The 25918-nt window shown below is 63.7% G+C and carries 10 protein-coding genes; 5 read left to right on the top strand and 5 right to left on the bottom strand.

Features of this window, described 5'->3' with window-relative positions:
- Window positions 1-61 precede the first annotated feature (61 nt).
- Complete coding sequence (locus CEX87_RS18505; RefSeq protein WP_233151435.1) at window positions 62-1069, bottom strand: Gfo/Idh/MocA family protein; 1008 nt, start codon at window positions 1067-1069, stop codon at window positions 62-64.
- Between the two features lie 198 nt (window positions 1070-1267).
- On the opposite strand from CEX87_RS18505, the gene CEX87_RS18510 reads away from it, so the two are divergent.
- Window positions 1268-2050: a methyltransferase domain-containing protein gene (locus CEX87_RS18510; RefSeq protein ID WP_094288528.1), complete on the top strand. Its 783-nt coding sequence runs from the start codon at window positions 1268-1270 to the stop codon at window positions 2048-2050.
- Between the two features lie 31 nt (window positions 2051-2081).
- Here CEX87_RS18510 and CEX87_RS18515 read toward each other — a convergent pair whose 3' ends face one another.
- The 4 genes from CEX87_RS18515 to CEX87_RS18530 form a co-directional block, all read right to left on the bottom strand.
- Entirely contained in the window at window positions 2082-3134 is a 1053-nt protein-coding gene (locus tag CEX87_RS18515) for a glycosyltransferase family 2 protein (RefSeq protein WP_094288530.1), read from the bottom strand.
- A 225-nt stretch (window positions 3135-3359) separates the two neighbouring features.
- Window positions 3360-4148, bottom strand: coding sequence for an ABC transporter permease (locus CEX87_RS18520; protein ID WP_094288532.1), 789 nt, complete (start codon window positions 4146-4148; stop codon window positions 3360-3362).
- Window positions 4148-4891: an ABC transporter permease gene (locus CEX87_RS18525; RefSeq protein WP_094288534.1), complete on the bottom strand. Its 744-nt coding sequence runs from the start codon at window positions 4889-4891 to the stop codon at window positions 4148-4150. The genes CEX87_RS18520 and CEX87_RS18525 overlap by 1 nt, the downstream gene beginning before the upstream one ends.
- On the bottom strand, window positions 4888-5835 hold the full coding sequence (locus CEX87_RS18530; RefSeq protein ID WP_233151436.1) for an ATP-binding cassette domain-containing protein: 948 nt from the start codon (window positions 5833-5835) through the stop codon (window positions 4888-4890). The genes CEX87_RS18525 and CEX87_RS18530 overlap by 4 nt, the downstream gene beginning before the upstream one ends.
- A 532-nt stretch (window positions 5836-6367) precedes the next feature.
- On the opposite strand from CEX87_RS18530, the gene CEX87_RS27670 reads away from it, so the two are divergent.
- The 4 genes from CEX87_RS27670 (at window position 6368) to CEX87_RS18550 (ending at window position 25916) form a co-directional block, all read left to right on the top strand.
- The gene (locus tag CEX87_RS27670; RefSeq protein ID WP_094288536.1) at window positions 6368-6607 is read left to right on the top strand and encodes a hypothetical protein; all 240 of its coding nucleotides are present in this window, start codon (window positions 6368-6370) and stop codon (window positions 6605-6607) included.
- 1140 nt (window positions 6608-7747) lie between these two features.
- On the top strand, window positions 7748-7978 hold the full coding sequence (locus tag CEX87_RS18540) for an MbtH family protein (protein WP_094288538.1): 231 nt from the start codon (window positions 7748-7750) through the stop codon (window positions 7976-7978).
- Between the two features lie 26 nt (window positions 7979-8004).
- Entirely contained in the window at window positions 8005-18264 is a 10260-nt protein-coding gene (locus CEX87_RS18545) for a non-ribosomal peptide synthetase (RefSeq protein ID WP_094288540.1), read from the top strand.
- Entirely contained in the window at window positions 18261-25916 is a 7656-nt protein-coding gene (locus tag CEX87_RS18550) for a non-ribosomal peptide synthetase (protein WP_094288542.1), read from the top strand. The genes CEX87_RS18545 and CEX87_RS18550 overlap by 4 nt, the downstream gene beginning before the upstream one ends.
- Window positions 25917-25918: the final 2 nt, after the last annotated feature.

Below are 25918 nucleotides of genomic sequence, written 5' to 3' on the forward strand. Positions count from 1 at the left end.
ATTCGGTGGCTTCCCGAATACTGCGGAAGCTGTCGCGCATGCTTTGCTTCAATACCTTTGGTCAGTCGAAACACGTTGGCTGACGCAGCGGCAGACCCACAGCTCGGTAAATCTCGTCGATGACGGTCATGTTCTCCACGGCATCTTCCGGCGTTGTTTGCACGTGTTCGCCGCGCAGAACTGCGCCGGCGAATGCGTCCAATTGATATTCATACGAAGAGCGCTTTGGGAACCGTTCCTTACGCTTGCCGCTCTCAGAGCGGACGATGAGCCGGTGGAACGTGTGCGGCATGACTGGGTTGACTACGCGGAGCTGACCACGATCACCTATCACCTTTGCATTGATTTGCATCAGATCGGTGGACCACAGGGAGCAGCGAATACCCGCGGTGGGGCCGTCTGCGAAGCGCAGCTCGGCGGTAATAGCTCGGTCCACCTGTCGATCACGCAACTTGGCTCTTGCAGAAACGACAGTTGGTGTGGAACCACCAAAGGTGCGAACCATGTGGACGGCATAGCAGCCGGCGTCCATCAGGGCTCCACCGGCGAGCGAGTAGTCGTACCGGATATCGGAAAATTTCGGGAGAGGGAAACAAACTGTTGCCTCTACTCTCCGCAACGTTCCAAGCTCCCCCGACTGGAGGATCTCCTCGACACGTAGGGTCAGGGGGTGATAGCGATAATGGAAAGCCTCCATCACGACGCGGTCAGACGCCGCGGACAAGGTGGCTAGATCGCGTGCTTCGTCCGCATTAGCCGTGAAGGGCTTCTCGCACAACACATGTTTGTTGGCTTCGAGAGCTGCACGAGTCCATCTGCCGTGAAGTCCGTTTGGCAGCGGGTTGTAAATCGCATCGACCTCAGGATCCGCGATCAACGATCCATAGCTGCTGTGCGTGCGCGCGATGCCGTATTTTTCAGCGAAGGCCTGTGCGCGAGTTGAGTCACGTGCCGCCATCGCCGACACGACCACTTCGGAGTTCTTCTTGGCGGGTTGGATTACCGATAGCGGCGCAATGCGGGCTGCGCCCAAAATCCCTAAACGTATTGGGCTTTCACGATCGGGCACGAAGTCGAGATTAACACCAGAGTGTGTCGGCGACCGGTGCGATGTCGTGATTCGGAGACCACTCCGTCACAGGGTTGACAGAATCCGATCGATCTCAAAAATCGGGGCTCAAGACGTCGTCCGCGGCGCGCCATAGAACTCGACTCTCCCGTAGCGGCCACGGCGACTTGATCGTCAGGTGTCCTGTTTAATGAGCGAATGCTGAACGACACTCTGCGACGTCCCGGGCGCGCTGTCCGTCGCGTCATCTTCACGGGACCAGATCACTGCAATGTGTGCGGTAATCACGTTCGCTTCTTCAGCATCACCGGAAGGTTGGGGCGGACCCTCGGAAAGCACCAATACCCGTACACACTCGATGACTTCGAAACCTTGAATCATCGGCGGTATCTCTGTCCGGTGTGCATCTCGGCTGACCGCGAACGGCTTTACAAGCTCTACTTCGACCGCTTTGTGCCGCCCGACCGCGTCAGACGTGTACTCGATTTTGCACCCTCAAGAGCTCTCGGGGAGTATCTGCGCGGGCGTGCGGATCTTCGCTACCGCTCAGCGGACATCGCAATGAAGAACGCGGACGACAAAGTGGATATCACCGACATGCCGATATACGCGGACGCTTCCTTCGACTTCTTCATTTGCTCGCACGTCTTGGAGCATGTCGCGGACGATGCCAAGGCGATAAGCGAGTTGTTCCGAATCTCGTCCCCGGGTGCGCAGGGCATCGTCATGACGCCGGTGGCACCCGAAGGCAGCTTCGATGAAGACCCGACAGTGACGGATACTAATGAACGTTGGCGCCGCTTCGCCCAAGGTGATCATGTTCGCCTCTATGACCGCTCTACCCTATGTTCGCGGCTGCGGGCCGGAGGTTTCGACGTACAGCTGTTAGATGTCGAGACGTTCGGCGCTGAGGTCTTTGAGCGGCATGGGATAGGACATAGTTCAGTGCTCTACATTGTCAGTAAGCCGACTGCGGACTGAGCGCCCGGATGCCAGCTCTAGAGTGGGCCGGCTAGGGATCGCGCGACAATCGCAGCGTTCGTCGCGTGTCTTTGACAACAGCTTTCATCGTCTGCCACCGAGAATCGACCTGCGCACGGCTGCGCTTTGAAGATCGATGCCTCAAAGCGAGCATGGCGATCCGAGGATGTTGCTGGACAAGGTCGTAGAGCAGCGCGTGCCCTGTCTCACCTGGAACGTAATGTGCGATACGACCAAGAAATCTGCTCGCATTCTTGGCAATGATGGCTTCACGCACGGGGTCGTCAGGGAAAAGATCGAGCATCGCTTCAAGAGTGGCGAGATGTCCAGGGCCGTAGTTTTGCCAAAACTTCGCCGGATTGACGGTGGCATCCCACCAGATGCCCTTCGGGTGACGTCGATAGATGCCCATGGTTTCGCTCAACATCGCGATCCCACCGGTGGCGCCGTGCCAAACATGGAGGAACCAATCCAAGGGCATGACATCAGCTGGAATACCACCATAGTTATCGAGACGGCGGTACATCGCCGCGTTGGTTTGGATGAAGTTGCGTGAGATCAGAGTATTCAAGCTCATGTCACCGGCCCAGAAGAACGGCGGAAACTCCGGAAACACCACGCGCTCTAACGTGCGCAGCACGTCTTGCAGTTTGGTCGACTCGTCATAGTCGCCGGCGGTCCATATCGTTCGAACCGGATGGAAGCACACTGCTATGTCGGGGTGCTCATCAAGGAACGCGGCCTGCTTACTGAGTTTCATCGGGTCGGTCCAGTAGTCATCCCCGTCGCATAAGGCCACATACTCCCCGCGAGCAGATGACAGTGCGTCCTTGGTATTTGCGTTCACGCCGACGTTCTTCGACCGAAGGATGGGGCGGAACAGTTCGGGGTAACGGGTGGCATAGTCGCGAATGATGGCTGGCGAAGCGTCAGTCGAGCCGTCGTCTGCGACAATCACTTCCACAGGGAAGTCAGTTTTCTGCGCCACGAATCCGTTTAGGGCATCGCGGATGTACGCCTCATGGTTGTAGGTGACTGAAACGACGCTGACCTTCGGTGTGCCTTGCTGTGTCTGCTCGTTCATGCGGCAGTGCCTCCCCCGGCGTTCGGCCCTGAAAACGGATGTTACATCGACGCGGTCGAGGATTTGACCTTTGGCCCGTCTTCCTTCGGATTCAAGTAGATGATCGGCGTTTGATCCAGTACGCCAGTTGTGTAGATCGGTGCGTCACTTGACGTTTCGTGAAGGCCGGTGGTCTCGCGACGCCCTGATGGCGTATTTGCCGTACGGGATGCGCGCGGGATGTCATCAGGCGCTCGCCTCGGCAGCCGCCCGAAAGCCTCGGACAGCTATCGGGGTGAAAGCAGCGAGCAGCAGAATGGTCCACAGCAGGGTCATCGTCAGCGACCATGCAATTGGCCCCCCACTGGCTAGTGCCCGCATTGTCTCCACGGGCGGCGACATCGGTTGCATTCGAACGAACGGTTGAATCCACGGCGGAAATGTTTCGATCGGAGAAAATCCTGGGTTGATGAACGCCAACGCGATGGTGACGGAGATCAGCCAGGCCATCAGCGTGCGGGCATTTCGTCGAATGGCGAGGGCAAGCACCAATGATGTGAATCCAACTACGACTGCGGCGGGGATCAACAAGAAAATGAGCGCCGCGAGCGCCCCATTCGCGAAGCGCAGGCCCAGAGGCATCCCCAACAGGACTATCAAAAGGGTCCCGACAAGCGCGCGAACAGCCTCTGCGAGGACCCGTCCGAGGAGCGGGCTCGCGCGATGTATCGGCAGCACCCAGATCCGGCTTAGCAAGCCCGACTCCCGGTCCAACGCGACGCTGGCTGCGTTGCCGAGAGAGCCAAAGAGGCCCGAAAGAATTGCGCAGATCGGCACGAGGCCATAAACGCTGCTCTCGCCAGTGAGCTGCTGCACCCTAGCGCCCAACACTACTTCGTAGAGAGTCAAGAAAGAGATCGGGAGGAGCAGCGAACCCATGAGTACAAATCGGTCGCGCCGCAAGCGCGTGAGAATGCGGCCGGCGTGCAACCAGGTCTCGATCAGTAGCGACCCATGAGGTTCTGCCGGCGGCATCAAGGCTCCCGCCGCTGCATTCGCACAGTGATCGCACCGAAAACAAGCACCATGCCAAGACACCAGGCCAAGCTCGCGGCGGCGTTTGCGATTGCAATATGACCGCTCCCGAGGCTGCGAAGCGTCTCGGCAACTTGGGACACCGGCTGGTTGCGCACCCAGGGGCGCAGCCATTCGGGGAAGGTCTCTTCCGGCGCGATTCCGGTAGAGAGCATGAACATGAGAAGCGAGAAGACGAGAATTATGTAGCTGGCACCGTAAGCACTGTTGGAGCGCGATCCCAGAGCGTCGGAGCCTAAGCCGACAGCCAGGCACAGCAACAGTGAGAAGAAGACGAATGCGGCGACGGACATCGGCCCGCCGTTTATCCGGAAGCCGATGACAAAGCCACCCGCTATCGCCACCGTGAGTACCAAGACCGCTCTGAGGAGGGTGGCGGCCATGCGCGCGGTGACGGGTACCGCCGAAGCGATGGGCATCGTCTGCAACCGGCGCCCGAAGCCGCACACTCGGTCGCGTACGGCGCGGTCCGCGGTGACGAGCCCGACGTAAATCATTGACTGCACGACGACGGCAGGAACCAGGTACTGCGAATAGCTCAGACTTCCGGTGTCTATCAGACCATGCAGCGCGACGCTGAATCCCGCGAGATACGCGATGGGGGAGATTATTTCGAAAACCAACTCGCCATCACGCGCTGCGGCGAGCAACGAGCGTTCGGTGAGTGCGACCAGGGCATTCACGAGGGGGTTATTGTGCGGTCGGTGAGGTTGAGGAACACTTCGTCCAGCGACGGCTTGCGTAGCGAGATGTCGGCCAGTTCGATATCGAGGGAGTCGACGCGGCGGAACACCCGCGTCAGCGTGGCGATCCCATCTGGCGCAAATACCGATACAGAACTCGCGTCGGTGTCGACCTCGACCCGCTCCTGATCGGCTAACGCGGCTGCGACTTTGGGCAGGTCGGCAGGATTGGCAGGAGTGACCTGGCAGTAGCTGGTGCCTACTCTGCGTTTGAGATCCTCGGCGGTACCGCTGGCGATCACCTTGCCGTGGTCGATGACCACGATAGAGTCGCTCAACACGTCTGCCTCTTCTAAGTATTGCGTCGTCAGCAAGACGGTCACTCCCTGCGCGGCCAACGAGTCGACCAGCGCCCACACCTCACGTCGGCTCCGAGGATCCAGCCCGGCGGTCGGTTCGTCGAGAAAGAGCACTTGCGGTGGCACGACCAACGCGGCGGCAAGGTCGACTCGCCGCTGCATCCCCCCCGAATAGGTAGCGATCCCGCGGTCTGCGGCATCGACGAGGTCGAACTGCTCGATCAGCTCGTCGGCCCGGGCCCTCGCCTGGCGCCGACGCAACCCTCGAAGCCTGCCGAACAGAACGAGATTCTCCCGGGCGGTCAGCAAAGGATCGAGCGCGGTGGATTGGCCTGTCGTGGCGATGCTGGCGCGCACCTCTGACGGCTGACGGATGATGTCGTACCCGGCGACCCTGGCGCCTCCGGAAGTCGGTTTGATCAGCGTGGAGAGGATGTTGATCGTGGTCGTTTTGCCTGCTCCGTTGTGCCCGAGCAGGCCGCACACTGTTCCGATCGGCACCGAAAAGCTGACGCCGGTGAGCGCGTGCGTGCTTCGTCCGAATGTTTTCGTGATGCCGACAACCTCGATTGCCATCGCGCCCACAGACACGAGTATTCCACGCCGAGTACCGCCGATTCGCTGTTTGCCGCTCGAAAGAGATTCACGATACGACGCAGGTCGGTGGCTTCTGGTAAAGCGGCGGTCGAAAGGCGGCGCGGCGCACCGACTTCGGATCGCGCAGTCACATTCGCAGTGCTGGGCGAACGGTAGTTAGGGGCGCCGGAGCTTGGCGGTTGTAGGTATTTTGCAACGAAGGCGGGGAGCGCCGCCGGCACGGACGCTGCCCGGGAATTGGCCCCGACATGACCTCGGGCGGAAACCACCTCAAGTCGGTCTCCAGTGACTGATGTGCTTCCACCGCATTATGTGCGCGGGGCGTTACTGACCATCTGGAGGGGCTGCGCCCCTCGTTCCACCATGAGGCGAGGGTACTCCGCGCTGACCTGGCCTGCGCTCCTGGAGCACCGGGGGGCGAGCATCCACGATCAGTCGAAACGCATTGTGGTGCACTCGAATTACTTCGGCTGCCCCGCGGTCCGTAAAAACCGCAGGTGGTTCGGCGTATAGTCATGTCATGAACCTTGTCCGGGCGGTGGAGCGTGGCCTCAGGTGGTTGTCGACTCCTAGATACCTACCGGGTCGCCTGGAAATGCAAACTCAGCGTGGCAAGCGCCTGGAGATGGAAGTGATCTCTTTTGCGGTGCGTATACCTTTTCCGGGAGGGGCGATGCTGAGTATTCCAGTTTTCTTCACGATCATGCCGGCGGGCTCGTCGCCAATCGGCGGTTCGCAAGTTCGCTCTGGAGACGAGTAGACACGAGATCCCGCTCTTTGCGAATGCGACGGATTTCCGAGAGTCAAACTTGCTTCGATCAATTTCTGAGACCAGAACTGTTACGAGAACAGTCTAGAAGCAAAAATTCTATTCCGCCTGTGAGTAACACCGGTTTCTCAGTATCCACCCTTTCCCCGCGGGGGCGTTACGCTTTTGTTGCGCAAACTCTCAAGAATTTGCGGTGGACGGCGGCTGCGCCTGAAGTAATCCGGCGAGCGGACTGATATCGAGGTCGCTGACCACGGCAACCCCTCGTGCTCGCATGACGACCATGCCCGTGCCGAGAACCAGGTTCTGCAAATACGTTCACGGCTCTACCGCTCGAGGAGAAGCGCGATTGCTCTCGAGCGCAATCTTGAAAACAACCCGTACCCCAGTAGTGCCGTCGAATTTTCGCCGAACGGGACCTCTATGTCGACGGACAACATATCGCTGCCTCACCTCGGCAATCCCTCGCTGTGCAGCCCAGAAAAATCTAATCAAGATCGTTGCAGGTCGAGCCGGAAGTTTTTACGGCATGGCGTGAGGCTGTGCGGCGCATCGCGCTCAGTACTCGACGAACCGCCAGGTTTGCAGATTGGCGTAGGCGGTTGCTGGGTGCCCCGTTGCAGTGCTCGCGCGCCGGCATGCCTGCGCCGCGAGCTGGCAGTTTACGTGACATCGACAGCACCTGTGATATAGCAAACATACACCGAGGTTTGTAATACCCCGGTGACCAGACCAAACCGTGTCGTCACAGATTCTTGGCGATTCCAGTCGGGGGTTGCTGTCGCGCGAGACTCGCTGGCCTGAAAATTTTGCAAGCACGTTTGCTGCGACTGCAGTCTCTTGGATAATTTTTTGGGAGGCGCGCTTTCCGGATACTTAGCGAGCTCACAGATTTCCCATAAGTTATGATTGCTCGCAACGTCCCGGATCTAGGCAATCGAGCCTTGAACAGGGCAAAGGGCAAACGCAATTGACGCTACAGTTAATTTAGAAGATTAGCTATCTAAAGTTTGCTAAGGATGGTCCTTTTGGAAACCTCTCGGTAACGATTTGCCCACCCCTATGGGCTGCGGTAACTTTGCGATAGGCTCGCCAATGGTTTGCGGTGTCTGACGACTAGCCTGGAGAGACGTGAGCATCAATCCGTTCGATGACGACAAGGGTACCTTCTTCGTTCTGGTCAATGACGAGGAGCAGCACAGCCTTTGGCCCAGCTTTGCCGAAGTGCCGGCCGGATGGCGGGTTGTATACGGCGAAGCGGACCGGGCGGCGTGCCTTCAGTATGTAGAGGAGCATTGGCCAGACATCAGGCCGAAGAGCCTGCGCGAGAGGTTGGCGCAGGGCGGGGCTCTCGACGGCTGACCGGCTTTGTTGGGGGAAGTCGACTAATGGGACAAGACGACGGGGCACTACCTCTGTCGCGAGGACAGCTGGATATCTGGCTGTCCCAAGAGAGCGGCCTCGCCGGCACGGAGTGGCAGCTCGGTCTTCTTGTACGAATTGACGGCCCGATCCAACGCGGCCACTTCCACCACGCGATCCGTCAGGCCCTGCAAGAAGCCGAACCGGCCCGCGCCGTCTTCTTCGAGGAGAACGGCCGGATCCTGCAGCGGCCGATGGACTACTCCGACCTCGAGCTGCCCTTCTACGACGTCCGGGACGCGGCCGATCCCGAAGGAAAAGTCCGCGAGATAGCCTCGTCCATCCAGCACACGCCAATGCCGCTCACGGGCCGCATGGTGACATTTGCGCTATTTCAGACAAAGCCCGATCAATATTATGCGTATGGATTGGGACACCACATTTCCGTTGACGGAATGGGAATGGCGCTTGTATGTCGTCGAATCGCCACGATTTATACGGCATTGGTCAAAGGGCAGCCGGTCCCACCCGCGTACTTCGGTTCGATCCAGGACCTCGTTGAATGCGAGGCGACGTACGAGGCGTCTGACGATTTCGCCAGCGATCAGGCCTACTGGCGTGAGAATCTCCCCCCGGAAACCGGGCTAGATCCGCGGGCACCCCAGGCGGCGGACGGTCGTGACGCCTACACCCCGTCGACGTCCGTCGACATAGAACAGGGAGCGGTCAGCCGCATCAAAGAGCTTTCGAAGGCTCTGCGGATTCGCCGCTACTCCGTGACGACCGCAGCGTGCGCGCTGCTGGCGCGTTCATGGTCAGCGGGCGGTTCCGAAGTGGCGCTTGACTTCCCGGTGAGCAGGCGCGTCGCCGAGGAGTCGAAGTCGATTCCCGGGATGCTCGCCGGAGTTGTCCCGCTGGTCCTGAGCGCGCGACCGGAGCTGACGGCCGCAGAGTTCTGCAAACACGTAGACCTGCGCATTCGTGAATTGCTGAAGCATCAGCGTTTTCCGGTGCACACCCTCGAAGGCGCGGGTGGCCTCAGGCAAGGGACGAACCGCGTAGCGATCAGCTTCCTGCCGTCCCGGCTCACGCTCGACCTGGCGGGGGTTCCGGCGACCGCCTCGTACACCAACCACGGTCCGGTCGGCCACTACGGGTTCTTCTTCTCCGGCGCCAGCGACCAGATGTCGCTCAGCACCGCCGGCCTGGGTCAGCCGTTTGCGAATTTCGACGCCGCCGATCTAGCGGAGCGTCTCCAGCGGATCATCACCGCGATGGCGGAGGATCCCGATCGTCCGCTCTCGTCCATCGATGAGCTCAGTGCGGAGGAGCGTGTCGAACTCGATCGCATGGGGCAGCGAAATCTACTGACCGACGAGCCTTCCACACCCGACTCGATCACCGAATCGTTCGCCGCGCAGGTGGCAGAGGGTCCGGAGAAGACGGCGTTGGTATTCGGAGAGCGGTCGTGGACCTATCGCGAACTGGATGAGGCTGCCGATCGGTTCGCGCGATCGCTTGCGGCGCGGGGAGCCGCGCCTGGCCGATGCCTGTTGCTGCTTTCGGATCGGTCCGACTGGGCCGTCATCGCGATCTTGGCGGTGCTCAAGACGGGGGCGGCGTATCTGCCCGTCGATCCCGTGGTGCCGGAAGCGAGGTTGAAGTTCATCCTTGAGGACGCCGCGCCCATTGCTGTGCTCACCACAGCCGGTTTGCGCTCCCGACTGGACGGGGCGGACGTCCCGGTGGTCGACATCGAAGGTTTGGCTGCCGAAACCGATGAGGGCAGCGCGATGTCGGCCCCTTCCCCCGACGACGTGGCCTACATCATCTACACCTCTGGCACCACCGGCGTCCCCAAAGGCGTGGCCGCGACACATAAAAGCGTCACCCAGCTCCTTGAGCCGATCGATTCCGGTCTGCCGCACCCGGGCGCATGGGCGCAATGTCACTCGTTGGCCTTCGACGCTTCGGTGTGGGAGATGTGGAACGCGCTGCTGCGCGGCGGAAGCGTGGTCGTGGTGCCGGAAGCGGTCACCAGCTCGCCCGAAGACTTCCGCAACGAGCTGGCCCGCCAGCGAGTCACCGTGCTGACCCAGACCCCCTCGGCCGTCGCGATGCTGTCGCCGGAAGGGCTGGACTCGATGGCGCTGGTGGTCGTCGGTGAGGCCTGCCCACCGCCAGTGGTGGATAGGTGGGCGCGTGCGCGTCTGATGGTCAACGGCTACGGCCCGACCGAAACCACCATGGTGGCAACCGTCAGTGCGCCGCTGACTCCTGGCGACACCGTGGTCCCGATCGGATTGCCGGTCCCCGATGCGGTGCTGTTCGTGCTGGACACCTGGTTGCGGCCGGTGCCCGTTGGTGTCGTCGGCGAGTTGTACATCGCCGGCGCGGGTGTGGCGCCCGGCTACGTGGGTCGCCCCGATCTGACGGCATCAAGGTTCGTCGCCTGCCCGTTCGGCGGATCGGGTGCGCGGATGTATCGCACCGGCGACTTGGTGTGTTGGGGCGAGGACGGCCAGCTGCAGTATCTGGGCCGCGCCGATGAGCAGGTCAAGATCCGCGGCTATCGCATCGAGCTCGGGGAGATTCAAGCTGCACTGGGACGGTTGGACGGCGTCAACCAGGCAGTGGTGATCGCGCGCGAGGATCGCCCCGGCGACAAGCGGCTGGTCGGGTACATCACCGGCACCGCCGATCCGGCCGACCTGCGCGCTCAGCTGGCGGACCGGCTGCCTCCCTACATGGTGCCGGTCGCCATCGTCGTCCTGGAGTCGTTGCCGCTGACATCGAGCAACAAGGTGGACGTTCGCGCTCTACCCGCACCCGAATTCACCGGCGGCAGAGCCGATTACCGAGCCCCGGGCAGTGCGGTCGAGGAGATTCTGGCCGGGATCTACGCCGAGGTGCTCGGCGTGGAGCGGGTCGGGGTCGATGATTCGTTCTTCGATCTCGGTGGCGACAGCATCTTGTCGATGCAGGTGGTGGGCCGGGCCCGGGCGGCGGGACTGTTCTGCCGGCCCCGCGACATCTTCGTCGAGCAGACCGTGGCACGCCTGGCGGCTGTGACCAAGGTGGTCGGTGGTGAGGCCGCGGTCGTCGATGAGGGTATCGGCCCGGTGGTGGCGACGCCGATCATGCACTGGCTGCACCAGATGTCCGGCGCCGTCGACGAGTTCAACCAGACATTGGTGGTGCAGGCCCCGGAGGGCGTAACCGAGGCTGACGTCAAATCGGTGTTGCAGGCGCTGCTGGATCGGCATGCGACGTTGCGGTTGCGCGCCGAGGACGGTGTCGACGGTTGGTCGTTGACGGTGCCCGAGGCTGGTGCGGTTCAGGCCGCCGATTGTGTGCGGGTCGTCGACGGGCTGACCGACGAGGCGTTGGTGGCGGCGCGATCGCGCCTGAATCCGCGCACTGGTGCGATGGTGAGCGCAGTGTGGGTGCCGAGTACCGGACAGCTGGCGTTGGTCATCCACCATCTGGCGGTCGACGGGGTGTCGTGGCGCATCCTATTGGAAGACCTCAACATCGCCTGGGCGCAGCACCATAGCGGTCAGCCGATCGAATTGCCTACCGGAGGAACGTCTTTCGCTCGGTGGTCCTCACTTCTAGCAGAGCACGCCGGCGCTGTCGATGTCGTCCGGCACGCCGACACCTGGCGGCAGGTCGCTTCGACTCCGGCGGCGCTGCCCGCCGTACAGCCCGAGGTGGACACTTACGCCAACGCCGGACGCCTCACCGTGACGCTGGACGCGGCGACCACCCGCCGGCTGCTCGGAGAGGTGCCCGCCGCGTTTCACGCTGGCGTGCAAGACATTCTGTTGATCGCCTTCGGGTTGGCTTGGGCCGAATTCCTGGGCTCCACTGGGGTGCCCATCGGCATCGACGTGGAGGGCCACGGCCGCAACGAGGAATTGGCCGCCGACGTCGACCTGTCCCGCACGGTCGGCTGGTTCACCACCAAGTACCCTGTCGCGCTGAGCGTGAGTGGGGTGACCTGGGCTCAGGTGAGTGCCGGTGATGCCGCACTGGGCACGGTGATCAAGGACGTCAAAGAACAACTGCGCGCACTTCCCGAGGGTCTGACTTACGGTCTGCTGCGCTACCTGAATTCCGACGTCGACCTTTCCGGTCCGGACCCGGTGATCGGCTTCAACTATCTGGGGCGTCTGGGCGCCGGCGCAGGCGAGTTGTCCGACGACTTCTGGCGAATCAGCTCCGACAGTTTGGCGCTGACCGACATCGCGGCGGCGGTGTCAATGCCGTTGGCGCACACCGTGGAACTCAATGCCGGCACCGCCGACACCGAGGACGGCCCGCAACTGCAGGCGGCGTGGACCTGGGCGCCGACGGCGTTGGACCAGGACAAGGCCGAGCGGCTCAACCAGCTGTGGTTCGAGGCCCTGGCCGGCATCTGCGCCCACGTGCAGAACGGCGGCGGCGGGCTCACCCCGTCCGACCTCGCGCCCGCCCGACTCACCCAACAGCAGATCGATGATCTGACCCGCCGGCACAACCCTGCCGACGTACTGCCGCTGACACCGCTGCAACGAGGGCTGCTGTTCCAGTCCAGCTTCATCGAGGACTCCGACGACGACGTCTACGCGGTGCAACTCGGCATCACCGTGACCGGCTCCCTGGACCCGAACCGCCTCCGTGAGGCGGTGCAGACCGTTGTCGCGCGCCATCCCAACCTGGCCGCGCGCTTCAGCGAGGACTTCGGCGAGCCAGTGCAGATCATCCCCGCCGATCCCGTAATCGCCTGGCAGTACCTCGAATTGAGCGACAGCGATGCCTCCGATCAACGCGTCGAGCAGATGTGCGCCGACGAGCGTGCCGCGGTATGCCAGTTCGCGGATCAGCCGCTCTTCCGCGGCGCCCTGATCCGCCTGCCGGGGAATCAACACCGGCTGGTGGTCACGATCCATCACATCGTGATCGACGGCTGGTCGCTGCCGATCTTGTTGCAGGAGATCTTCGCGAGCTACTACGGGCAGCGGCTTCCCGCCGCCCCGCCGTTCCGCAATTTCGTCAGCTGGCTGACGGATCAGGATGACGACGCAGCACGGGCGGCTTGGCGCGAGGTGCTGGACGGTTTTGAGGAACCCACCTTGGTCGCGCCGCCCGCTCAGGCCGGGCCACGGGCCGTCGCGTCGCATCGGATGCCTGCGGACCTCACCCAATCGCTCGGCGAGTTGGCACGGGCCCGGCAGACCACCGTCAACACAGTCCTGCAGGCCGCATGGGCTCAGCTGTTGATGGCGATGACGGGCCACCACGACGTCACCTTCGGCACCGCGGTGTCGGGTCGGCCGGTCGATCTTGCCGGTGCCGACTCGATGGTCGGCCTGCTGATCAACACGGTTCCCGTGCGCGCCGACATGACGGCTGCGACCACCGTCGCCGACCTACTCGACCAGTTGCAGCGCGACCACAACAACACCCTCGATTACGAGCATCTCGCGCTCGCCGAGATTCATCGCGTCGTCGGACACGATCGTCTCTTCGACACCCTGTTCGTCTACGAGAACTATCCGATCGACATCGGCGCGCTGATGAGCGTGCAGGACCTTGCCGTCACCGACTTCAACAGCCGCGAGTACAACCACTACCCGCTCTCGATGGTGGTGACCCCCGGTAACGAACTCAGCCTGCGCGTCGAGTTCGACACCGACATCTTCGACGAGTCCGCGATCGAGACGCTCGTCGACCGATTACGGCACGTGTTGGCGGCCATGGTCGCCAATCCGACCGGGCGGTTGTCTTCGATCGACCTGCTGGGCTCCGGTGAACGCGAGCAACTCGACGGCTGGGGCAACAGGGCGGTACTGACTCGGCCCGCGACCACACCGGTCTCGATCATGGCGATGTTCGACGCCCAGGTCAGCCGCGCCCCGGAGGCGGTGGCGGTGACGTTCGAGGGTCGGTCGACGACCTACGGCGAGCTCGACGAGGCCGCGAATCGGTTGGCGACACTGCTGTCCCGCCGTGGCGCGGGACCGGGACAGCGTGTGGCACTTCTGCTTCCACGTTCCACCGAGGCGATCGCGGCGATCCTGGCGGTGCTCAAGACAGGCGCGGCCTATCTACCGATCGACCCTGCGCACCCCGACGCACGGATCGAATTCATGGTCGGCGACGCCGCGCCGGTCGCCGCGGTTACGACGGAAGCCCTGCGCTCGCGGCTGGAGTCCTACGACGTCCCGATCATCGACGTCGACGACCACGGCGCCGATTCTGAGCCCGCGGCGGTGCTGTCGGCGTCGGCGCCCGACGACATCGCCTACATCATCTATACCTCCGGAACCACCGGAACCCCCAAAGGCGTTGCGGTCACCCATCGTAACGTCACAAGGCTGCTCGAGTCCCTCGATGTGGAACTGTCCCTCGGACAGGTCTGGACGCAGTGCCATTCCCTGGCGTTCGACTATTCGGTCTGGGAGATCTGGGGCGCACTGCTGTACGGCGGCCGCCTGCTGATCGTGCCGGACTCGGTCGTCCGGTCGCCCGAAGAGCTTCACGCGCTGCTCGTGACCGAGCAGGTCAGTGTTCTGAGCCAGACGCCATCGGCGTTCTACGCATTGCAGACGGCCGACGCGCTGCAGCCGGAGCTGGGCCAGCAACTCAAGCTCCAGACGGTCGTTTTCGGCGGTGAAGCGCTTGAACCGCAACGCCTTTCGACGTGGCTGCACAGCCATCCGGGGCTGCCGCGCATGATCAATATGTACGGCATCACCGAGACCACCGTGCACGCGTCCTTCCGCGAAATCGGTGCCGGCGACGTCGACACCACCTCGAGCCCCATCGGTGTGCCCCTTGAGCACCTGGCGTTCTTCGTGCTCGACGAATGGATGCGCCAGGTGCCGGTGGGCGTGACCGGGGAGCTGTACGTGGCCGGGGCGGGGCTGGCTTCGGGCTACCTCGGCCGGTCGGCACTGACGTCGACGCGGTTCGTCGCCTGCCCGTTCGGCGGGCCGGGCTCACGGATGTACCGCACCGGCGACCTCGTGCGCTGGGGCACCGACGGTCAGCTGCGGTACGAGGGTCGCGCGGACAAGCAGGTGAAGATCCGCGGCTACCGCATCGAGCTCGGCGAAATCCAAGCCGCGATGGCCGATCTCGACGGTGTCGACCAGGCGGCGGTGATCGCGCGTGAGGACCGCCCGGGCGACAAGCGGTTGGTCGGCTACGTCACCGGGCAGGTGGACCCGACCGCGGTGCGCGCCAAGCTCGGTGAACGGCTACCGACGTACATGGTGCCGACGGCGGTGGTCGTGCTCGATGCGTTGCCCCTGACCGTCAACGGCAAGCTCGACACCCGTGCGCTTCCGGCGCCCGAATTCTCAGATGCCGACCAGTACCGCGCACCGAGCACGGCGGTCGAGGAAATTCTCGCCGGCATCTTCGCGCAGGTTTTGGGTGTGGAGCGCGTCGGCGTCGACGACTCCTTCTTCGACCTGGGCGGCGACAGCATCCTGTCGATGCAGGTGGTTGCCCGCGCGCGGGCGGCCGGGTTGGTGTGCCGGCCGCGAGACATCTTCGTCGAGCAGACTGTTGCCCGGCTCGCGCAGGTGGCGACATTCTCCGACACCGAAGGCGCGGTCGACGAGGGCATCGGCCCGGTGGTCGTGACGCCGATCATGCAGTGGCTCAACGGTGTCGACGGTCCGATCGACGAGTTCAACCAGACGGTCGTGCTGCAGGCCCCCGCCGGTGTCACCGAGGCGGACGTGGTGGTCGTCCTTCAGGGTCTGCTTGACCGGCATGCGATGTTGCGGTTGATCGTCGATGACGACGGCACCGGCGGTTGGTCCTTGAGCGTCCCCGAGGTGGGTGCGGTCGATGCCCGCAGTTGCCTGCAATCGGTGGACGCGTTGTCCGATGACGTGCTGCTCGAGGCGCGGTCCCGGTTGAATCTGGCCGCCGGCACGATGCTCAGCGCACTGTGGGTGGCCGACACCCGCCAACTGGTGTTGATCGCCCACCACCTTGCAGTCGATGCGGTGTCGTGGCGAATCCTGTTGGAGGACATCAACATCGCGTGGGCTCAGCACCGCGGCGGTCAGCCTGTGGAGCTGCCGACCGGCGGCACCTCGTTCGCTCGCTGGTCTTCGATAGTGAAGGAGCATGCTCACCTGCCGGCCGTGGTGGATCGGGCCGACGCATGGCGCCAGGTGGCGGCCATTCCCGCCGCGCTGCCGGCTGTGCAACCCGATGTCGACACCTACGCCAACGCGGGGCAGCTGTCATTGGAGTTGGATTCCGACACGACCCGACTGCTGCTCGGCGAGGTGCCCGCGGCGTTCCACGCCGGTGTCCAGGACATCCTGCTTATCGCTTTCGGTCTGGCGTGGGCCGAGTTCCTCGACGCCGACGCGGGACCGATCGCCATTGACGTCGAGGGCCACGGCCGCCAGGAGGAACTGGCCGGTGACGTCGACCTGTCGCGCACGGTGGGCTGGTTCACCACCAAGTACCCGGTGGCCCTGACCGTCGGCGGGCTGTCCTGGGAACAGGTTGCGGCCGGCGACGCCGCCCTGGGCCCGGTCGTCAAGGCCGCCAAGGAACAACTGCGGGGCCTGCCCGACGGCCTGACGTACGGCCTGCTGCGCTACATGAACAGCGACGTGGACCTCGCCGGCTCCGACCCGGCCATCGGTTTCAACTACCTGGGCCGCCTGGGTGCGGCCGCGGCCGAGCTCTCCGAGGACCTGTGGCGCATCGACCACGACGGCGTCTCCATCACCGCCGCAGCGACGGCGGTGCCCACACCGCTGGGACACACCGTCGAACTCAATGCGGGCACCATGGACACCGAAGCGGGGCCGCATCTGCAGGCGACCTGGACCTGGGCGCTATCGGCGCTGGATCAGGAGCAGGTCGGTCGGGTCGGCCAGCTGTGGTTCGAGGCCCTCGCCGGTATCTGCGCCCACGTGCAATCCGGCGGCGGCGGGCTGACCCCGTCCGATGTCGCACCGGCACGCGTCACTCAGGAGCAGATCGACGAGCTGCAGCGGCGATACCAGGCCGTCGATGTCCTGCCGCTGACTCCGCTGCAGCAGGGCCTGCTGTTCCACACCGGCGAAGCCGACGGCAGCGAAGACCTGTACGCGGTGCAGTTGGACGTGTCGGTGACCGGACGGATCGAGCCGGAGCGCCTCCGCGATGCGGTGCACACCGTCATCAACCGGCATCCGAACCTGGTGGCCCGCTTCTACGAAGATTTCGGTGCGCCGGTCCAGGTCCTCTCGGCCGCCCCGGAGTTGGCGTGGCAGTACGTCGAACTCGACCCTGAGATCGGCGACATCGAAGCGCAGATCGACCAGTTCAGCCACGGCGAGCGCGTTGCGGTCTGCGCCCTGGCTGATCGACCGCCTTTCCGGGCTGCGTTGATCCGCACCGCCGAAGACCAATACCGATTCGTCCTCACAAATCACCACATCGTGCTCGATGGTTGGTCGAAGCCCATCCTGCTGCAGGAGATCTTCGCCAGCTACTTCGGTCACCGGCTTCCGCCACCCGTGCCCTACCGCCGGTTCGTCAACTGGCTGGCCGAGCAGGACCTCGAGGCCGCCCAGACGGCGTGGCGAAACGTGCTCGCAGGATTCGATACGCCCACCCTGGTGGGTCCTGCAGGGCGGCTCGCGCTTGGGCAGCGCGGAGTCGAGTCCTTCACCGTCTCTACCGACACCACGCAGGCACTCGGCGAGTTGGCCCGCTCCTGCCGCACCACCGTCAGCACGGTGCTGCAAGCGGCGTGGGCGCAGATCCTGATCTGGTTGACGGGTCAGACCGACGTCGCCTTCGGCACCGCCGTCTCGGGGCGTCCGGTCGACATGCCGGGCGCCGAATCCATGGTCGGGCTCCTGATCAACACCGTTCCGGTGCGGGCGAGCGTCACTCCCACCACGACGATCGCCGATTTGTTGACGCAGCTGCAAAACTCTTACACTGACACGCTGGAGCATCAGCACCTGGCGCTGACCGAGATTCATCGCGCCACTGGCCACGATCAGCTTTTCGACACCGTTTTCGTTTACGAGAACTATCCCCTCGACGCAGCGGGGTTGTCGGAAGTGCAGGAACTGGCGATTACGGGGTTCACAAATCGCGAGTTCAACCATTATCCGCTGTCGGTGCAGGCCGTTCCAGGTAACGAACTGGGATTGCGCGTCGAATACGACAAGGACGTATTTTCTAGCGCCCGCATCGGAAAGCTGGTCGATCGTTTCCAGCGCGTGTTGGTGGCTATGACTGTAGATACGAGGGGGAAGTCATGAGCGCCGATCCGAGCCGGACTTTACTGTCGTTGGACCTGTTCGACGACGATGAGCAGGACCTGCTGGCCGAGTGGGGGAACCACTCGGTCTTGACCGAACCGGTGCGCAGCCGTGTCTCGATTCCGGACATGTTCGCCACCCAGGTCATGCGTGCCCCCGACGCGGTGGCGTTGGTGTGCGGTGAGCAGTCGTGGACGTACCGCGAGTTGGATCAGGCGTCGAACCGTCTGGCCAACCTTTTGGTTGAGCATGATGCAGGCCCGGGTCGCTCTGTCGCGTTGCTGATTCCCCGATCGGCTGAGGCCATTATCTCGATTCTGGGAGTGTTGAAGAGTGGGGCGGCGTATCTGCCGATCGATCCGGCCCATCCCGATGAGCGCATCAAGTTCATGCTCGGCGATGCGGTGCCTGTTGTTGCGGTGACCACGGGTGATTTGCGCTCGCGTCTGGATGATTCGGACGTCGTGGTCATCGATGTCGACGATTCGGCCGTCAACCACCAGCCAGCCGTCGTCTCGGCGGCCGGGCCCGCGCCTGATGATCTGGCGTATATGACGTATACGTCGGGGACGACGGGTGTGCCCAAGGCGGTGGCGGTCACGCATGCGAATGTGGCGTCGTTGGTGGAGGTGTTGCACGACGACCTGCCTGCGGGGCCGGGGCAGGTGTGGTCGCAGTGGCATTCGTTGGTGTTTGACGTGTCGGTGTGGGAGATCTGGGGTGCGCTGCTGCACGGTGGGCGCCTGGTGGTGGTGCCTGAGTCGGTGGCCAGTTCGCCAATCGATCTTCACAACTTGTTGATCACCGAGAAGGTCAGCGTGTTGTGTCAGACCCCGTCGGCGGCGGGGATGTTGTCGCCGGAGGGGTTGGAGTCGACGACGTTGATCGTGGCCGGGGAGGCCTGCCCGACCGAACTTGTGGATCGGTGGGCGACCGGTGATCGGGTGATGATCAACGCCTACGGTCCGACCGAGGCGACGATCTATGCGGCGATGAGCAAACCGTTGGTGGCCAATGCGGGGGTGGCGCCGATCGGGTCGCCGGTGCCGGGGGCGGCGTTGTTTGTGTTGGATCAGTGGTTGCGTCCGGCTGCTGAGGGTGTGGTTGGTGAGTTGTATGTGGCCGGTGCGGGGGTCGCTGCGGGGTATGTGAATCGTGGGGGGTTGACGTCGTCGCGGTTTGTGGCGTGCCCGTTTGGAGGCCCGGGTGCGCGGATGTATCGCACCGGGGATTTGGTGCGCTGGGGCGAGGATGGTCAGCTGCAGTATTTGGGCCGTGCTGATGAGCAGGTCAAGATCCGCGGGTATCGCATCGAGTTGGGTGAGATTCAGGCCGCGTTGGCCAAGCTGGATGGGGTCGATCACGCGGCGGTGATCGCGCGTGAGGACCGCCCGGGTGACAAGCGGCTGGTCGGCTACATCACCGGTACCGCTGATCCGGCCGAACTGCGCGGCGCGCTGGCTCAGCGTCTGCCGGCCTACATGGTGCCCACGGCAATCGTCGTGCTCGAAACGCTGCCGCTGACTGTCAACGGCAAGCTCGATAAGCGCGCGTTGCCGGCGCCGGAGTACCGCAGCACCGCTGCGGACTACCGCGCGCCCTCCACCCAGGTGGAAGAGATCCTGGCCACGATCTACGCCGAGGTGCTCGGTGTGGACCGGGTCGGGGTCGATGACTCGTTCTTCGATCTGGGTGGCGACAGCATCTTGTCGATGCAGGTCGTCGGGCGGGCCAGGGCGGCCGGGTTGTTGTGCCGCCCGCGCGACATCTTCGTCGAGCAGACCGTGGCGCGGTTGGCTGCGGCCACCAAGGTTGTCGGTGGGGAGGCCGCGGTCATCGACGAGGGCATCGGCCCGGTGGTAGCGACCCCGATCATGCGCTGGCTGCAAGAAGTCGAAGGCCCGGTCGATGAGTTCAACCAAACCCTGATTGTGCAAGCGCCTGCGGCGGTGACCGAGGCCGATGTAGCGGTCGTCCTGCAAGCCCTGCTGGATCGCCACGCTTCCCTGCGCCTCTACCTCGACGACGACGGCGCCGGCCAATGGTCCTTCACCGTGCCCAAGCCCGGCACCGTGACTGCGCGCGACTACCTGCACGTGGTCGACGCGTTGACCGACGAGGCGTTGGTGGGGGCGCGGTCGCGGCTGAACCCGGGTGCGGGAGCGATGCTGTCGGCGCTGTGGGTGAGCTCCACCAACCAGCTGGTGCTGATGTTCCACCACCTGGCCGTTGACGGCGTGTCGTGGCGCATCCTGCTCGAAGACCTGAACATCGCCTGGGTCCAGCATCACAGCGGACAACCGATCGAGTTGCCGGTGGGCGGTACGTCGTTTCAGCATTGGGCGTCCCTGCTGGCAGAGCATGCGCTGCGTCCTGAGGTCGTCGCGCACGCCGACACGTGGCGTCGGGTCGAGGCGGCGCCGGCGGTGTTGCCGGCGGTGCAACCCGATACCGACACCTATGCCAATGCCGGCCAAATGTCGGTGCCGTTGGATGTGGACACCACCCGGCGGCTGCTCGGGGAGGTGCCCGCGGCGTTTCATGCGGGCGTGCAAGACATTCTGCTGATCGCCTTCGGGCTGGCCTGGACCGAATTCCTGGGCGGCGCCCAAACCCCGATCGCCATCGACGTCGAAGGCCACGGGCGCAACGAAGACTTGGCCGCTGATGTGGATCTGTCCCGCACGGTCGGATGGTTCACCACCAAGTCACCGGTGGCGCTGAGCGTCGGTCGACTGTCGTGGGACCAGGTCGCCTCCGGTGATACCGCACTGGGTGTGGTGATCAAAGACGCTAAAGAGCAACTGCGCGCCCTGCCTGATGGGCTGACCTACGGTCTGCTGCGCTACCTCAATCCCGATGTCGATCTGGCGGGTCCCGATCCAGTGATCGGGTTCAACTACCTGGGACGCCTGGGTGCTGGTGCTGGTGATCTCGGAGATGATTTGTGGCAGCTCAGCGAGGATAGTTTCGCGTTGTCGGATGCGGTCTCAGCGGTGGCGATGCCGTTGATGCATACCGTGGAACTCAACGCCGGCACCGTCGATACCGATGAGGGCCCGCAGCTACAGGCAGCGTGGACGTGGACGCCCTCGGCGCTCGACGAGGACAAGGTTGCGCGGCTGAGCCGGTTGTGGTTCCAAGCCCTGGCCGGGATTTGTGCCCATGTGCGCAGCGGCGGCGGCGGTTTGACCCCGTCGGATTTGGCTCCGGCGCGGCTGACCCAGTCGCAGATCGATGATTTGTGTGCCGAGCACGATATTGCTGATGTGTTGCCGTTGACGCCGTTGCAGCAGGGTTTGTTGTTTCATTCGGCGATCGCGCGTGGCACCGGTGATGATGTGTATGCGGTGCAGCTCGATATCACCGTGGCTGGTGCGTTGGATGCGCATCGGTTCCGTGATGCGGTGCAAAACGTCGTGCAGCGCCACCCGAACCTGGCTGCCCGGTTTACTGAGGAGTTCGGTGAGCCGGTGCAGATCTTGCCGGCTAATCCGGTGATGGCGTGGCGGTATTTGGATCTGCGGTGGGATGACCGTAAGTCTGAGGCCGAGCTGGATGCGTTGTGCGCGTCAGAACGCGCGGCGGTCTGTGATCTGGCGGATCGGCCCACCTTCCGCGCGGCGTTGATCCGCACGGCGGGCAACCAGCATCGGTTCGTGTTGACGTTTCACCACATCGTCATCGACGGCTGGTCGATGCCGATCCTGCTGCAGGAGATCTTGGCCAGCTACTACGGCCACCGGTTGCCGGCGGCCCCGTCGTACCGCAACTTCGTCACCTGGCTGCACGGTCAGGACCGCGAAGCGGCGCGGGCGGCCTGGCGCCAGGTGCTCGAGGGGTTTGAGACCCCGACGCTGGTGGCCCCGCCGGGGGTGCCGGGTCCGCGTGGGGTGGAGTCGTATCGGGTGCCCACGGAGTTGACTCGGGCGTTGGGGGAGCTGGCGCGCGGCTGTCACACCACGGTGAACACGGTGTTGCAGGCCGGGTGGGCGCAGTTGTTGATGGCGTTGACCGGCCAGCACGATGTGGCGTTCGGTACCGCGGTCTCGGGGCGGCCGGCTGATCTGGCTGGTGCTGAGGCGATGGTCGGGTTGATGATCAACACGGTGCCGATCCGGGCCGATATGTCGGCCGCGGCGACGGTGGGTGATCTGCTTGAGCAGTTGCAGCGCCACCACAACGACACTGTCGAGCATGAGCATCTGGCGTTGACCGAGATCCATCACGCCGCTGGGCACGAAGCGCTGTTCGACACGCTGTTTTTGTATGAGTCTTATCCGATTGACACCAGCGCACTGTCGGGGTTGCAGGAGTTGGCGGTCACCGAGTTCACCAACCGCGAGTACAACCACTACCCGCTGTCGGTGATGGCCCTGCCCGGCCACGAACTGGGACTGCGCGTCGAATTCGACGCCACCGTGTTCAGCACCACCGAGATCGACGCCATGATCGATCGGTTCCAGCGGATCCTCGTTTCGATGACCGCCGACGCCACGCAGCGATTGGCCGAAATCGAGGTGCTCGACGCAGACGAATGCGAGGAACTCGACGCGTGGGCGAACCGGGCGGTTCTGAGCCGGCCGGTGAGCACCCCGATGTCGATTCCCGCGCGGTTCGAAGCGCAGGTGGCCCGTACGCCCGAGGCCATTGCGATCACCTTCGACGGTCGCTCGATGACTTACGGCGAACTCGATGAGGCCGCCAATCGGGTTGCCACCCTGCTAGCCATGCACGGCGCGGGGCCGGGCCGATCCGTGGCGCTGCTGGTTCCCCGTTCTGACGACGCGATTGTCGGCATGCTCGCCGTGCTCAAGACGGGTGCGGCGTATCTGCCGATTGACCCGGCCGTGCCCGCTGCACGGTTGGAGTTCATGCTGGCCGACGCCGCACCGGTCGCCGCGATAACCACTCCGGAGTTGCGCTCCCGCCTAGACGGGTCGGGTGTGCCGGTCGTCGAGGTCGACGACCCCGCTATCGACATGTATCCCAGCACCACCTTGCTGCCCCCGGCTCCCGATGACGTCGCTTATCTCATCTACACGTCGGGTACGACGGGGGTGCCCAAGGGTGTGGCGGTGACTCATCACAATGTGACTCAGGTGTTGGAGTCGTTGCACGCCGATATGCCCGCGGGATCGGGGCAGGTGTGGTCGCAGTGGCATTCGTTGGTTTTCGATGTGTCGGTGTGGGAGATCTGGGGTGCGCTGCTGCATGGCAGTCGTCTGGTGGTGGTGCCCGAATCGGTGGCCGCGTCGCCCGATCACCTGCACGAGTTGCTGGTCGCCGAGGGTGTGACGGTGTTGTATCAGACTCCGTCGGCGGTGGGGATGTTGTCGCCGGAGGGCTTGGAGTCGACGACGTTGGTCGTCGCCGGGGAGGCCTGCCCGAGTGAGGTGGTGGATCGGTGGGCGCCGGGGCGGGTGATGCTCAACGCCTACGGTCCGACCGAGACGACGATTTATGCGGCGATCAGTGCGCCGTTGGTGACGGGTTCGTCGGTGGTGCCGATTGGTTCGCCGGTGCCTGGTGGGGCGACATTCGTGCTTGATGAGTGGTTGCGTCCAGTGGCGGCCGGGGTAGTTGGTGAGTTGTATCTCGGGGGTCGCGGTGTGAGCCTCGGCTACGTCAACCGGTCCGAACTGACGGCGTCACGGTTTGTGGCATGCCCGTTCGGGGAGCCGGGGGCGCGGATGTATCGCACCGGGGATCTGGTGCGCTGGAATTCTGATGGGCAGCTGGAGTATCTGGGCCGGGCTGATGATCAGGTCAAGATCCGCGGATACCGGATCGAGCTCGGGGAGATTCAGGCAGTGTTGGCCGCGCTCGACGGAGTAGATCAGGCGGCGGTGATCGCGCGTGAGGATCGTCCCGGCGATAAGCGCCTGGTCGGCTACATCACCGGGACGGCGGATCCGGCCGAGTTGCGTGCCACGATGGCCGAGCGGCTGCCGGCGTACATGGTGCCGTCAGCGGTGGTTGCCCTCGAGGCGTTGCCGTTGACGGTCAACGGAAAGCTCAACCGGCGGGCCCTGCCGGCGCCGGAATATCGCAACGCCACCGAGTATCGGGCGCCCTCGAGCGCGGTCGAGGAGATTGTGGCCGGCATCTACGCCCAGGTATTGGGTGTGGAGCGGATCGGGGTCGATGATTCGTTCTTCGATCTGGGCGGCGACTCGATCTCGGCGATGCGGGTGACCGCCGCCATCAACACCGCCCTCGACAGCCATCTGTCGGTGCATGCGTTGTTCGAGGCGCCGACGGTGGCCGGCTTGAGTCACCGACTGGAGGCCGCAGGGTCCGACGATGCCAGCGCTGCCCTGTTCGAGCAGGTGCACGGGCGCGGTGCTACCGAGATCCACGCCCGCGATCTCACGTTGGACAAGTTCATCGATGCAGGCACTCTCGGGGTCGCGCCGGGGCTGCCCGGTCCCAACGCCGCAGTGCGCACCGTGTTGTTGACCGGAGCGACCGGATTCCTCGGGCGCTATCTGGCGCTACAGCTGCTCGAGCAGATGGAGCGAATCGACGGCAGGCTCATCTGCTTGGTGCGGGCCAAGTCGGATGATGAGGCGCGTCAGCGTCTCGAGAAGACGTTCGACAGTGGCGATCCGCACCTGTTGCGACGATTCCACGAACTCGCGGCCGGGCATCTGGACGTCATCGCCGGTGACAAAGGCCAAGCCAACCTGGGCCTGGATGAGCACACCTGGCGGTACTTGACCGACACCGTTGACCTGATCGTCGATTCTGCGGCGGTGGTCAACAGCGCCCTGCCGTACAGCGAATTGTTCGGGCCCAACGTGGTGGGCACAGCCGAATTGATCCGTTTCGCGTTGACCGCCAAGGTCAAGCCGTACGCGTTCGTGTCAACCTCGGATGTCGGTCGTCAGATTGAGCCGTCGGCGTTCACCGAGGACGCTGATATCCGCGATATCAGCGCCACGAGGGTTGTCGATTCCGGGTACGCCAACGGCTACGGCAACAGCAAGTGGGCCGGCGAGGTGCTGCTGCGCGAAGCCCACGACCACTGTGGGCTGCCGGTTTCGGTTTTCCGCTCGGGCATGATCCTGGCCGACACCCGCTATGCGGGTCAGCTCAACGTGACCGACATCGTCACCAGGATGGTGTTCAGTATCGTCGCAACCGGGGTGGCGCCGGTGTCGTTCTACCAGCGCGACGCCGCAGGCAAGCGCAGACGCGCCCACTTTGACGGGCTGCCCGTCGATTTCGTCGCCGAGGCGATTTCAACTCTGGGCTCACAAACGGTGGACGGCTTCGAGACCTACCACGTGATGAACCCGCACGACGACGGCATCGGACTCGACGAATACGTCGACTGGCTCATCGATGCCGGCTACCACATCGAACGCATCGACAACTTCGACGAATGGCTGCACCGCTTCGAAACCGCACTGCGCGCACTGCCCGATAAGAAGCGCCAGCAGTCGGTCCTGCAAATGCTGTTGATGATGCGGGCGCTCGGTTCTCTCCAGCCGCCGGAGCCGACCTTAGGCTCGTTTGCGCCAGCGGACCGGTTCCAGACCGCCGTGCGGGAGGCGAAGATCGGTCCCGAGGACGACATCCCGCATGTCTCGGCACCGGTCATCGTCAAATATGTCACCGACCTACAAATGCTCGGACTGCTGTAGGT

It is taken from the genome of Mycobacterium lehmannii, from assembly GCF_002245535.1.
In the GTDB taxonomy this organism is placed as follows: domain Bacteria; phylum Actinomycetota; class Actinomycetes; order Mycobacteriales; family Mycobacteriaceae; genus Mycobacterium; species Mycobacterium lehmannii.